Source organism: Nostoc sp., from assembly GCF_036917355.1.
Lineage (GTDB): Bacteria > Cyanobacteriota > Cyanobacteriia > Cyanobacteriales > Nostocaceae > Nostoc.
Map to the genome: position 1 here is coordinate 25,932 of NZ_JBALDP010000065.1, position 13,256 is coordinate 39,187.

Sequence of the window (13,256 nt, forward strand, 5' to 3'; positions counted from 1 at the left end):
AACTCTCCCTAAATCCAGCCTAAAGGTAGTGCATCAGAATCAAAAGTAGCCAAAAGTCGAACTTAGTTTTTGCCTGGATTTCGACTTTAGAGGAATTGTGTTGTGAGTGCGATCGCAGTACTCTAGATTCTTAGTAACAGCAAAATATTTATCTAGCTACTGCTTGGGCAACCAGGAAAAGAAAATGAGAGAACACGTCAGCCGAGAGAAAAAAACTACTACAGGCTTCTCAATTCCATCCCTGAAACACCCGACACACGGTTTTGGTTTGAAGCCGTCGGCAATTTCACGCCAAGCAATTCCAAAAATACAACCACTCCATAAACCACTGACTCACGATATCAGTCGCATACCACTTCATACCCAAGCAAAACTCTCAATTAGCCAGCCTGGAGACATTTACGAACAGGAAGCCGATAGCGTAGCACAGCGGATGAAATCTCTGGGCATACAACGACAACAAGCGCCAGAGGATGAGGAAGAATTACAGATGAAGCCGATGGTGGAGCGATCGCCGATGTTAATGATAGGTAGCGAAAAAAGAGAACCTATAATCCAGCGAGATATCGAAAATGCTACCTATGACAAATCCGATCCAACAAGCGCCGAGGCATCTAGGGCTTTCTTCACAGCCTATAATGAAACTGTTCAAAAGGCATATAACTATGCACTCACCGTACCTAGTTTAGGAGCTTATGGGGAATTGAACGGTTATACCAAACTTTGGGTTCAAAAGTGGAATGAACATTTATCGCAAAAGCGCCCGAAGTTGATGGCAGCAGCCTTTGGATATGTCATCGAATCGTTGGTGAGTGACTCAAACTCGGAGTTTCACCCCAAAATCTCTGGAGAGTATTCAGTGGATACACAGGTAACGGTGGGTGGAACCCGTCCTGATTTAGTTTTGCGGTTAAAAAAAGGAAGCAACTATATTGCATGGCTAGACCTAACAGCCTCAGATAGTGTTGACCATATTTACACGAAGGATAATTGGTCTTTAAAAGTTAGCAATTTTGCAGAAGTTACCTATCCTTCTCTTGATCTTGGCACTTTAGCCTTCATGCAACAAAATAAAGACAATAAGGGCGGAATAAGCGAAGCGGATCTCAAAACAAGATTGGCTGCTGCTCAGGCAGAGTATGGAAAACGTAAAGAGCAATGGAAGGAGCTTGGTCAAAAGTTTGCTTTCAATCAGATTTGGAAAGAAATGAAGAAGAGTCGGGAGACCTTAAGTATGATGCCAGAATATCCACGGCAATTTATCTTGGAGAAACTAAAGAACGAATTCCAGGTTGCTGAATTAGATGAAAAGCTGGTGCCAAGTATCTTAATTGCTATGGGCGTATCGTCAGCACCTTGGGGCTATACAACGGGATATAGCAGCAGTGAAAAAGCAGGTGAGGCATGGCTGATAGATAATGCGCCTGCTGAAGCTTCAACTTGAATACGTGCGATCGCCCGATACTATAAAAATTGGGTTGCCGCAAATTTAGACTTTTGATGAATTGTATTAAAAGTGCGATCGATGTACTCTAATTAAAGATATCAACTAGCATAGATATTTATCCACCGAACTGATCGGGCATCAGGAGAAGTACATGAGAGAACGCGTAAGTCAGCCCAAAAAAGCAACCACTGCTTCCTTCTCAATACCTGCACTCAAACAACCGACGCGTGGTTTTGGTTTAGATTCCCCTAGTGCTTCGTCCCAAGCAGTTCCATCGGTGCAACCCTTCAACAAACCACTAATGCATGACATTAGTCGTATATCATTACGTCCCCAAACAAAACTGACTGTTAACCAGCCAGGAGATGTTTACGAGCAGGAAGCTGATAAAGTAGCACAGCAGGTAATGCAGACGATGAGTGAGCCTGTAAGTAAGCAGTCTGTGCAACGGGAAGCATTGCCAGAGGAAGAAGAAGAATTACAAATGAAATCTCTGGCAGATACCAATATTTCGCTGCAACGGGAAGCATTACCAGAGGAAGAAGAAGAATTACAAATGAAATCCCTGGCGGATGCCAATATTTCACTACAACGGGAAGCATTACCAGAGGAAGAAGAATTACAAATGAAATCTCTGGCAGATACCAATATTTCGCTGCAACGTCAGGGTGGTGGAGTTGCAGCCACATCTGACCTGGAAACTTCAATCCAACAGGAACGGGGAAGCGGACAGCCACTCTCAGACAATATCCGGCAACCAATGGAGCAAGCTTTTGGAACTGACTTCAGCGCTGTCAAAATCCACACAGATAACCGCTCTGACCAACTCAATCAATCCATCCAAGCTCGTGCTTTTACCACAGGGCAGGATATCTTCTTCCGTCAAGGAGAATATGCTCCAGAGAGTCATGGAGGGAAGGAATTACTTGCCCATGAGTTAACTCACGTTGTCCAACAAAATGGCAGGTGACAAAGGTGATCGCTGCTGGTCAATTTGCAGTGGAATATTTTCCTGCACTAGTTGCCAAAAGTGCTTAATTGGGGGAATTTGCAGACGGTCTTGAGTTGTCACCATCACTACCCGACGAGTCAAACTCGAACCATCTACTAAACCACTAGTGTTATTGCTAGCTAAAGAACGAATCGCCAGCGTAGGGTCAAGACGTGCTTCCAGTAATGCTGATTGAGGTAGCAAAGCTATCAATTTCCCTTGGCGCACTACTCCCCGGAAGGCATCTAGGGTATTTACCTCTAAAGCCGACTGGAGTGTAGCTTCCATTCGCTCAAATCTATCTTGGATTAAGCGTTGCATCCCATAACCATCTTTAAAAACCACTTGGGGATAACGAATTAGCTCCGACCAAGGGATGAATTCATATTGTGCCAAAGGATGATTAACTGCGGTTAAAACTTCTATAGGTTCATCATAAAGGACTTCTACCACCATTTCTCTACTGGTGGTTAAAAAGCGATTATTCATCACAATTGCTAAATCTACCAATCCATCTTTGAGGACTTTTAAGGCGCGATCGCTCCCCAATGAAGTCACTCGCAATTGCACATCTGGATAATCATGACAAAATTTTTGCAACACTGGTGGTAAGTAAGATCCACATAGGGAGTGAATCACGGCAATGCAAAGTTCTGGTTGCTTTCCGGCGATTAAATCAGCCAATTCTTCTGTAGCAGTCTGCCACTCTTGGCAAATTTTGCGGACGCGGGGTAACAAACGTTCACCTCCTAGCGTTAGCTTGGCATGAGTGCTTCTGTGAAACAGTTCTATCCCCAAATCTGCTTCTAATGCTTGGATTTGGCGACTAATCGTCGATTGGGTAACACCAGATGTTCGCGCTGCTTGTTGAAAGCTGCCAGTTTGGGCGATCGCTAGAAAGGCTTGCAACTGCTCTAGGCGCATTTTTATGTAGCCTGAATTACATTTATCAGTTTTATTAAGTTAACGGATTTTTATCCACATTTTAGTATAGTTTGTTACAGCTTTTTTTATCTGATTGACATTTAAGTAAATCAGATTTGACCGCCTTTGTCCTGAATGATGCGCTTTGCACCGATTTTTTCGGTAAATTTCGCCAAAAAAATAATAGAGGGCACAAATAACATTTGTACCCTCCTAGAGTGTGGTGAATATTATTTTCTGGAGCGAGAACCTGCTACTTCATCAGGATCGCTATAAGCCCGGACTTTTTCGCGATTACGAGCTAGTCCAGCTAGACCAGCTAAACCTAGCAAACCTAGCCAACCCAAATTGAAACCGCGATCGCTAGGTCTTTCGGAAGTTACGACGCCTGTATTCCTGTTAGTACCTGTGGCATCAGTGCCCGTGCCTGTAGTATCAGCGCCTGTTGTGCCAGTACCTGTAGTATCAGTACCTGTTGTGCCAGTACCTGTAGTATCAGTACCTGTTGTGCCAGTGCCTGTGCTATCAGTACCTGAGCCAGTGCCTGTTGTTCCAGTACCTGAGCCAGTGCCTGTTGTGCCAGTGCCTGTTGTTCCAGTACCTGTTGTTCCAGTACCTGTTGTTCCAGTACCTGTTGTGCCAGTGCCTGTTGTGCCAGTGCCTGTTGTTCCAGTACCTATTGTGCCAGTACCTATTGTGCCAGTACCTGTTGTGCCAGTACCTGTTGTGCCAGTACCTGTTGTGCCAGTGCCTGTTGTTCCAGTACCTGTTGTGCCAGTGCCTGTTGTTCCAGTGCCTGTTGTTCCAGTGCCTGTTGTTCCAGTGCCTGTTGTTCCAGTGCCTGTTGTTCCAGTGCCTGAGCCAGTGCTACCACTGGAACTTCCGCTACCGGAGCCTCCACTGCCGGAACCTCCACTTTGGGCAGAAACTGAAGGAGGTAAGGATACAGAAGCGAAACTGATGGCAAAAACAGTAGCTAAAACAGCTTTAGATAAATCGAAAGGCTTCATGCTTATGGTTCCTTTTATGTTCTAGATTTGTGTGGTTAATTGATTTACAAAAGTATGTCTCTTCAATCCACTGCTAAATTAGGTAAATTCTGACAAGATAGATTAAAGAGTGTTTTACTTAGCTTCTTTTCGAAAAGTCGAAAGGGATTTGGAAATCCCACAACAACTTACTATTCGTCACATTTAGCAAAATAACTCATAATCAGTAATTACTACTTCAGCATTCAGAAACTACGAAAAAATTCGCTTATTCAAAAAAATAGAAACTAAATATTATATTTACTTCTATTCATGCCATTTTATTTAATTACTTATTGTGAATTATTTTGTTCCTGTTAGATAGCATGAGTGTTAGTTTTTCGCCGGACTTATACTTAACTAAAAACTTTATACAGCCAGATGCTGCTAGCAGTTGAGACTCTATTAAGAATACTTCACAATATTATTTCACTTGAGAACTTATAACTTCATACTTCAGATGTGTCTTGCTTTAGACTTAAGGAATACTTTTATTGTCAGTTAAGTAGAACGGCGTAAATAATTAAAGGTTTGTAATAAGGATTTCAGTCCTCTCTGATTTATGAGAGGCTGCACTTCGACATGCTTCGACTGCGCTCAGTACAAGAAGTTCAGTAACCACGCCAACTAGACGCTACGCGATTAAAAGTTGACACTGAAATTTACCATTCGGCTAAAGCGATCGCTATTCCTTGTTTTAAATCTGGTGTGATTGCATCATTATTGGCTAACTGCTGCAATTGTTGATGTGTGGCTTCTCCATCCAGATTTTTCAGCGCTGCGATCGCATGTAGTCTCACCGATGCATTAGAATCGCCTAACAGCGAAATCAATGGTTCAATTGCCTGCATTTCGCCTAACTGTCCTAAAGATAAAGCGATCGCACTTTTGATGCTAGCAATCTCTGTGGCTGGATGTTGCGTTAGCGTACCCCTCCGGGGAAGCAAGCTACGCGGAGCGTCTTGTAGAGAAGCTTGCTGTTCGCGCAGCGTTCCGCAGGAAAGGCATCGCAGTATTTGCAGTAAAATTTCTGTCGCTGGTGTAGTTAACTGCGATTTTTCGACTCGTCCCAAAACTGTGACAATTTCTTGCCATACTGTTTCTGATGTACTTTGATTCAGTGCTGTTTGCAAATATTCCAAACTCGATAACGTCCCCACCCAACTTAAAGCGCGGATGGTTTCTAATTGCAGCGTTATCGGTGTCTGGGGTGAAATCAACAAATCAAACAAGTATTTAGCAGCGTCATCACCACCAATCCGAGAAAGGGTAACTGCGGCTGCACAACAAACATCAAGGTTAAAGTCGTAAAGTTTGGGTTGCAGTCTCGTTATTAAATCTAATGCTTGGTGTAAGTCGGGGCGAAAACCTAAACCAAGCACTGCTGCACGCCTCACTGTGGCGGCTGGATCGTCCAAAGCTTTTAACAATACTGGCAGTACACGTTCATCATGAAAACTGCTGAGGGCTTCAATTGCGGCGGCGCGGATTGTTGCTTGTGGATCTTGCACTACACTTAACAGCGGAGCGATGGTTTCTGGTTGCCGAATACAACAAAGCGATCGCACTGCTAACAATCGTGTATTTTCATCTAATAGAAGTTCAGTTAGTGAAGCAATGGCAACAGTACCCATTTGTGCCAGTGCTGTAGCTGCGATCGCTTTGAGTTCTTCATCCTCATCATTTTTCAGCAGTTCAACTATTGACGCGATGACTTCTGGGTGTTTAAATTCACCCAAAGTTCTTGCTGCATACCAGCGTAATTCGTCTTCTGCATCCTCATCTTCTAATATTTCAATCAGTGGTGGTATAGCAATATTTCCCAAGTGAATCAACACTTTGGTAATTTCCCAGCGTTGTTCAAAATCCCCCATCTCTAAGATTGAAAGTGTTAATTTCAGGAGATATTCTCGATTTTTAACTATCTCTGGATCTTCCGAGTTTGCACCTAAAATTAACTGTTGTAAATATTGAATTAGTGATGACCAATCAGCCGCATAATATGCTGCCTCAGCTTGCACCAATAGCTGTTTGATGTTACTCACAATATCTTGCTTTAATTATCATCTTCTATCCCTGCCTTCTGCCCCCTACCTCCGCTAAGTTGGCTTGACCACAACCGAATTACCCTCAATCTTGGCGGCGTAAGTTTTCAGTGGATCTGTCGCTGGGCCTTTTTGCACTTTACCATCGGCTCCATATTCCGAACCATGACAGGGACAAGCGAATTTTTTAGCATCAGCTTTCCATGCTACAGTGCAACCTGCGTGAGTACAAGTAGGGTTAACAGCAGTTAGAGTTCCGGCTTTAGATGTGCCGACTACCAGCACAGGCCCAGCAGGTGAGTCTTTTGCTAGCAATTGACCTGTTTTATCTAATTCTACCGATGTACCTACTGTTTGCCAATCTTTAGATGCTGGAGTTGTTTGAGAAGAACAAGCTGCGATCGCTACAGGTAGAGAACTCACAATCAAACCCAAACCTACCCAATTAATAAAGTCACGACGTTTCATAGCTGCTGAAATAATATCTAAGTTTTAGCTAACATCTGCCATTCAATTTTGGATTTTAGATTTGAGATTAATCTATGGCGATCCAAAATTGCTTTAGTCATCTCAAATACCGTTGATTAAGCGTTCTACATCGTTCATTGGTGACTTTAATGTAAAAAATGCATAGTATTCATGCGTTTTTCGTAGATTTTCCCAAAAAACGTAACAATTTATACGATTTTAACAAAAAAATCATCTTAAGTTATGAGTATCGAAATTGTTACATGAACATTATCTAAACCTGCTTGACAAATTCCCAAGATGTAAATGGCCACAAATTTTCCTTAGCTAACCACGGATTTGGAGTTTCGCGTAGGAATGTTCTTGAGTAAAAATAATCAGCCGTAGTTAAATATTAAGTTTTTATTCCCTAACCCTCGTAGATACAACACCTAATGTAACTACGGATTGATTGGTATTGATAAATTACGACCACAGTTCCCGATCATATCAGTAATTTGCAACGAGATTCAGCCTCATGACAGACACAGCAATTACCACTAGCCTTAATAAATTCGAGAAATTAAAAGCAGAAAAAGATGGACTTGCCATCAAGAGTGAGATAGAGAAATTTGCTGCCCTGGGTTGGGAGGCGATGAACGAAACAGATCGCGATCATCGACTCAAATGGGTAGGCGTGTTTTTTCGCCCAGTTACCCCAGGCAAGTTTATGATGCGGTTGCGGATGCCTAACGGTATTCTTACCAGCAGCCAGATGCGTGTTTTGGCGCAAGTAGTGCAGCGTTACGGTGATGATGGTTGCGCTGATATTACTACCAGACAGAATATTCAATTACGGGGGATTAGGATTGAAGATTTACCAGATATCTTTAATAGATTTCACGCAGTTGGTTTAACCAGCGTTCAGTCAGGGATGGATAACGTTCGCAATATCACAGGCGATCCCGTGGCGGGGTTAGATGCAGATGAGTTGTACGACACGCGAGAGTTGGTACAGCAAATTCAAGATATGCTCACCAACAAAGGGGAAGGAAACCCAGAATTTAGCAACTTACCACGGAAGTTTAATATTGCGATCGCAGGTGGACGAGACAATTCGGTTCACGCTGAAATTAACGATTTGGCTTTTGTGCCAGCATTTAAGGAAGCAGGGGAGCAGGGGAGCAGGGGAGCAGAGGAGCAAAATTCCCCCTCTGCCCCTCTGCTCCTCTGCCCCTCTGCCCATTCCGAACACAAAATTTTCGGGTTTAACGTCCTCGTCGGTGGCTTTTTCTCAGCTAAACGTTGTGAGGCGGCGATTCCTCTGAATGCTTGGGTGGCTCCAGAAGATGTAGTAGCTCTATGTAGAGCGGTTTTGGAAGTATTTCGAGACCATGGCCCACGTGCTAATCGGCAAAAATCGCGCTTGATGTGGCTAATCGATGAATGGGGTTTAGATAAGTTTCGAGCAGAAGTAGAAAGCCGTTTGGGTAAATCATTATTACCCGCAGCAGCAAAAGACGAGATCGACTGGGAAAAACGCGACCACATTGGGGTATATAAACAAAAACAAGCAGGATTAAATTACGCAGGCTTGAACATTCCTGTCGGTCGGTTGTATGCCGAAGATATGTTTGAAATCGCTCGTCTGGCAGAAGTTTACGGCACTGGCGAAATCCGTTTCACAGTTGAGCAAAACATTGTTATACCCAACATTGCTGACTCGCGTTTAGCAACATTTTTAACAGAGCCTTTGCTGGAAAGATTTTCTATCGATCCAGGTTTACTGGCGCGATCGCTAGTATCTTGTACAGGCGCACAATTTTGCAACTTTGCCCTGATTGAAACCAAAAACCGCGCCCTGGCAATGATTAAAGCCTTAGAAGAAGAGTTAACCTTCATTAACCCAGTGCGAATTCACTGGACAGGTTGTCCCAACTCCTGCGGACAACCACAAGTTGCAGACATCGGCTTGATGGGAACTAAAACTCGCAAAAATGGCAAAACTTTGGAAGGTGTTGACATATATATGGGTGGCAAAGTTGGCAAAGATGCCCATTTAGGAACTTGTGTTATCAAAGGTATACCCTGCGAAGACTTACAACCAATATTGCAAGATTTACTAATCAAAAACTTTGGGGCGAAACTCAAGCAAGAAGCCTTACTAGTTGGTAACTGCTAGTACTTATCGGGGGTATTCGGTATTGGGCAAAACTTATACTTCAACCTTAAAGGTTCAATGTTCAGTCTCAAAGGTGCAACCTCCGAGTTCAAAGCCTCAACTTCCGACCTCAAAGCCTCAACTTCCGACCTCAAAGACTTAACTTCCGACCTCAAAGACTTAACTTCCAACCTTAAAGGCTCAACTTTCGACCTTAAAGGCTCAACTTCGGCTACCTCTTCTCGGTGTTTTATTTAATTAGAAAGATTGCAATGCTTAAAAACTTATTTTCATTCAGCGATCGCTACCGCATCTTACATCAGACTTGGTTTGCTTTCTTTCTCACCTTTGTTTGTTGGTTTAACTTTGCCCCCTTCGCTACAACCATTGGCAGAGAACTACATTTAGCACCAGAGCAAATCAAAACTTTAGGCATCTGTAACCTTGCTCTCACAATTCCCGCACGACTAATTATTGGGATGCTTCTGGATCGTTTTGGCCCCAGAATCACCTACTCAATGCTGCTGATGTTTGCGGTAGTTCCTTGTTTAACGACGGCGCTAGCGCAAGACTTTAATCAACTAGTCATCAGTCGCTTACTGATGGGGATTGTCGGATCTGGGTTTGTTGTGGGTATCCGTATGGTGTCCGAATGGTTCCAGCCGAAGGAGATGGGAATTGCTCAAGGTATTTATGGAGGTTGGGGCAACTTTGGGGCTTTTGGTGCAGAGTTTGCCTTGCCGATGATTGCAGTTTCTACGAGCTTTTTTGCTGGTGGTGCTTCTAACTGGCGATTTGCGATCGCATTTACAGGGATTATTACAGCTATCTACGGCGTAATTTATTACAACAACGTCCAAGATACACCCACAGGTAAAGTCTACAAAAAACCTAAGAAAAATGGTTCTTTAGAAGTAACCAGTGTTAAAAGCTTCTGGGCGATGATTGTCTCGAATTTTGGTTTAATTTTCGCTCTAGGTTTATTAGCTTGGCGTTTGGAACAAAAGAACATTCACTTCCTAACTTTGAGCCAAATGTATTTGACTTGGTTACTATTAGCAGGATTATTTGCTTACCAAAGTTACAAAGCCTGGGAAGTAAACCGAGAACTTTTAATTGGTAAAAAAACTTATGCTCCATCAGAGCGCTTTCAATTTGGTCAAGTAGCCTTACTTGAATTCACTTATATAACTAACTTTGGCAGCGAACTGGCAGCCGTTTCTATGCTCCCAGCATTCTTTGAAAAAACCTTTGCTTTAGAACATGTTGCCGCTGGGATGATTGCCGCTACCTATCCATTCTTAAATTTGATTTCTCGTCCTAGTGGTGGCTTAATTTCTGATAAATTTAGCTCCCGGAAATGGACAATGACAATTATCAGTGCTGGCATTGGTGTTAGTTATTTGATGGCACATTTTATTAGTAGTAGCTGGCCGATTCCGGTAGCGATCGCAGTCACAATGTTAGCCGCCTACTTTGCTCAGGCTGGCTGCGGTGCAACCTATAGCATCGTCCCCCTAATTAAAAAAGAAGCCACTGGACAAATCGCCGGTAACGTCGGAGCTTACGGTAATTTTGGTGGCGTAGTTTACCTGACAATTTTCAGCTTAACCGACGCCCCAACCCTATTTTCCACAATGGGTTTAGCTGCACTAGTCTGTGCTTTTATGTGTGCCTTCTTCCTCAAAGAACCAAAAGGTTCCTTTGCCGCTACATTTGAGGGTGAATTACCAGAAACCGCAACGAAAAACCCTATCTTGTTAACTGAAGAATAATCAATTCAAGGATGAAATAGGAAACTCACTATAGCAATCCTTGCAGTCATCAAAAAGATCCCCGACTTCTTCAAGAAGTCGGGGATCTGAGCCTCCACTGTTTACTACAAACCCTCAACCTGCCGCTACATCTGAGGTTGCACAATCAAAATAACAAAATGGTACAACTGCCATGAGTGAATTTACCAAAACTCTCTGTCCCTACTGTGGTGTTGGCTGCGGTTTAGAAGTTTCACCTCCAGCCCAACTTGGCAAAGCAACTAATCGAGATAGCCAAGGAAATCCAACTTGGCGGGTGCGCGGTGATAAAGCCCATCCATCTAGTAAGGGTATGGTTTGCGTCAAAGGTGCAACGATCGCAGAATCTTTAGATAAAAATAGATTACATTACCCAATGGTGCGAGACTCCTTAGATCGAGAGTTTCGCCGCGTTAGTTGGGATGAAGCTTTCGATCTGATCGCCAAACGCATTCAAACTATCCGCTTCACCCAAGGACCAGAAGCCCTATGTATGTATGGTTCCGGTCAGTTCCAAACTGAGGATTATTACATAGCCCAGAAACTCATGAAAGGCTGTCTGGGTACTAATAATTTTGATGCCAACTCTCGCTTATGTATGTCTAGTGCTGTGGCTGGGTACATTCAAAGCTTTGGTTCAGATGGGCCTCCATGCTGTTACGAAGACTTGGAGTTAACCGACTGTGCATTTTTAATTGGTACTAATACAGCCGAATGTCACCCCATCGTTTTTAATCGACTAGAGAAATATCACAAAAAGAACCGCAAAGTCAAAATGATTGTGGTCGATCCCCGGCGCACACCAACCGCAGAAGCCGCTGATTTGCATTTAGCCATTCGTCCCGGTACAGATATCGATTTATTGAACGGCATCGCCCACTTGTTGATGCGCTGGAACTACATTGAAACCATGTTCATGGACGACTGCACCACCAATTTTCCCGCTTATGCTGAAGTAATTCGCCACTATCCGCCAGAAGTAGTGGCTCGTCAATGTGGAATCAGTATTGAAGATTTAGAAACAGCAGCACATTACTGGGGTAAATCTGAGCGGGTACTGTCTTTGTGGTCAATGGGTGTGAATCAATCCTCAGAAGGGACGGCTAAAGTCAGAACGATTATTAACCTGCACCTGATGACTGGACAGATTGGCAAACCTGGAGCTGGTCCTTTTTCCCTCACTGGTCAGCCGAACGCGATGGGAGGACGGGAAGCCGGAGGTTTGGCACATTTATTACCGGGTTATCGGGCAGTGAAAAATCCGCAGCACCGTGCAGAAGTTGAAGAGTTTTGGGGACTTAAGCCGGGACAGATTTCGCCGAATCCCGGTTTGACTGCTTGGGACATGATTACTGGGTTAGAAAATGATGCTGTAGGGTTACTGTGGATTGCAGCTACCAATCCCGCTGTGAGTATGCCAGACTTAGAGCGGACTAAAAAGGCATTGTTGCGATCGCCTTTCACTATTTACCAAGACGCATATTATCCCACAGAAACCTCTGCTTACGCTCACGTTCTACTACCAGCAGCCCAGTGGGGTGAAAAAACTGGCGTGATGACAAACTCCGAACGGGTAGTAACTCTGTGTTCAGCATTTCGCCAACCGCCAAGAGAAGCTAAAGCCGATTGGGAAATTTTTGCCGAAGTTGGACGTAGATTAGGTTTTGAGAGAGAATTTGCCTTTGCTAACTCTGCTGAAGTTTACGCTGAGTTTGTCAAACTAACTAAAAATCGCCCCTGCGATATGACAGGTCTGAGTCACACGCAATTACAAGCAGAAGGCCCAACTCAATGGCCTCATCCAGAAAAAAGTACTGAGTTAGAAGTTAGGAGTTATGAATTAGAATCTTCAACTTCTAACTCCTCACTCCTAACTCCTAACTCCAAACGCCTCTACACCAATCTCCGCTTCCACACCCCTGATGGACGTGCTCGATTTGGGGCATATTACTCCAAGGGATTGGCAGAACCGCCAGACCCAAATTATCCGTTTGTGCTAACTAATGGAAGACTTTACGGACATTGGCATACGCAAACACGCACCGGTCGAATTGAAAAAATTTGCAAAATGCATCCCGAACCGTTTATCGAAATTCATCCCCGTGATGCTGCTCGGTTGGGTATTGTCGATAGTATGGATGTGGAAGTGCGATCGCGTCGTGGTAAAGCCAAGTTTCCTGCTAAAGTAACAAAAGCGATCGCACCTGGTACAGTTTTTGTCCCCATGCACTGGGGTTCGCTATGGGCAGATAATGCCGAAGCCAACGCCCTCACCCATCCAGAATCGTGCCCCGATTCACTACAACCAGAATTAAAAGCCTGTGCTGTGCAGCTGATACCAATTTCGGTGGAAGTTCCCATCAAAAATCATCAACTCCAGTCTTCACTATGGTAAGCCGCAAAGTCGCAAAGTGTAGCTC

General features: G+C 43.8%; 10 protein-coding genes. 6 read left to right on the forward strand and 4 right to left on the reverse strand.

Annotated features, from left to right (window positions below; genetic code table 11):
* Positions 1–184 precede the first annotated feature (184 nt).
* Positions 185–1,444, forward strand: a complete 1,260-nt coding sequence (locus V7K53_RS21340; protein WP_335199540.1) for a hypothetical protein — start codon at positions 185–187, stop codon at positions 1,442–1,444.
* Between the two features lie 154 nt (positions 1,445–1,598).
* Positions 1,599–2,417: an eCIS core domain-containing protein gene (locus V7K53_RS21345; RefSeq protein WP_335199541.1), complete on the forward strand. Its 819-nt coding sequence runs from the start codon at positions 1,599–1,601 to the stop codon at positions 2,415–2,417.
* Here the strand turns inward: V7K53_RS21345 and V7K53_RS21350 are convergent.
* The 4 genes from V7K53_RS21350 to V7K53_RS21365 all read right to left on the reverse strand — a co-directional run bounded on the left by V7K53_RS21350 (position 2,385) and on the right by V7K53_RS21365 (position 6,903).
* Positions 2,385–3,362, reverse strand: coding sequence for a LysR family transcriptional regulator (locus V7K53_RS21350; protein ID WP_335199542.1), 978 nt, complete (start codon positions 3,360–3,362; stop codon positions 2,385–2,387). The two genes, V7K53_RS21345 and V7K53_RS21350, sit on opposite strands and share 33 nt — an antisense overlap.
* Positions 3,363–3,592: 230 nt before the next feature.
* A complete protein-coding gene (locus V7K53_RS21355; protein ID WP_335199543.1) occupies positions 3,593–4,372 on the reverse strand; it encodes a WGxxGxxG-CTERM domain-containing protein in 780 nt (259 codons plus the stop codon).
* Between the two features lie 680 nt (positions 4,373–5,052).
* The gene (locus V7K53_RS21360) at positions 5,053–6,438 is read right to left on the reverse strand and encodes a HEAT repeat domain-containing protein (RefSeq protein ID WP_335199648.1); all 1,386 of its coding nucleotides are present in this window, start codon (positions 6,436–6,438) and stop codon (positions 5,053–5,055) included.
* Positions 6,439–6,489: 51 nt separating this feature from the next.
* Positions 6,490–6,903, reverse strand: a complete 414-nt coding sequence (locus V7K53_RS21365; protein ID WP_335199546.1) for a QcrA and Rieske domain-containing protein — start codon at positions 6,901–6,903, stop codon at positions 6,490–6,492.
* A gap of 517 nt (positions 6,904–7,420) precedes the next feature.
* Between V7K53_RS21365 and V7K53_RS21370 the strand changes: the two genes are divergently transcribed.
* From V7K53_RS21370 to V7K53_RS21385, 4 genes are all read left to right on the forward strand, one after another.
* On the forward strand, positions 7,421–9,064 hold the full coding sequence (locus V7K53_RS21370) for a ferredoxin--nitrite reductase (protein ID WP_335199547.1): 1,644 nt from the start codon (positions 7,421–7,423) through the stop codon (positions 9,062–9,064).
* A 57-nt stretch (positions 9,065–9,121) separates the two neighbouring features.
* Positions 9,122–9,301, forward strand: a complete 180-nt coding sequence (locus V7K53_RS21375) for a hypothetical protein (RefSeq protein ID WP_335199548.1) — start codon at positions 9,122–9,124, stop codon at positions 9,299–9,301.
* Positions 9,302–9,315: 14 nt separating this feature from the next.
* Positions 9,316–10,818, forward strand: a complete 1,503-nt coding sequence (locus V7K53_RS21380) for a NarK family nitrate/nitrite MFS transporter (protein WP_335199549.1) — start codon at positions 9,316–9,318, stop codon at positions 10,816–10,818.
* Positions 10,819–10,990: 172 nt separating this feature from the next.
* Positions 10,991–13,231 carry a molybdopterin oxidoreductase family protein gene (locus tag V7K53_RS21385; RefSeq protein WP_335199550.1) on the forward strand — a complete coding sequence of 747 codons (2,241 nt, stop codon included), beginning with the start codon at positions 10,991–10,993 and terminating at the stop codon, positions 13,229–13,231.
* Positions 13,232–13,256 lie beyond the last annotated feature (25 nt).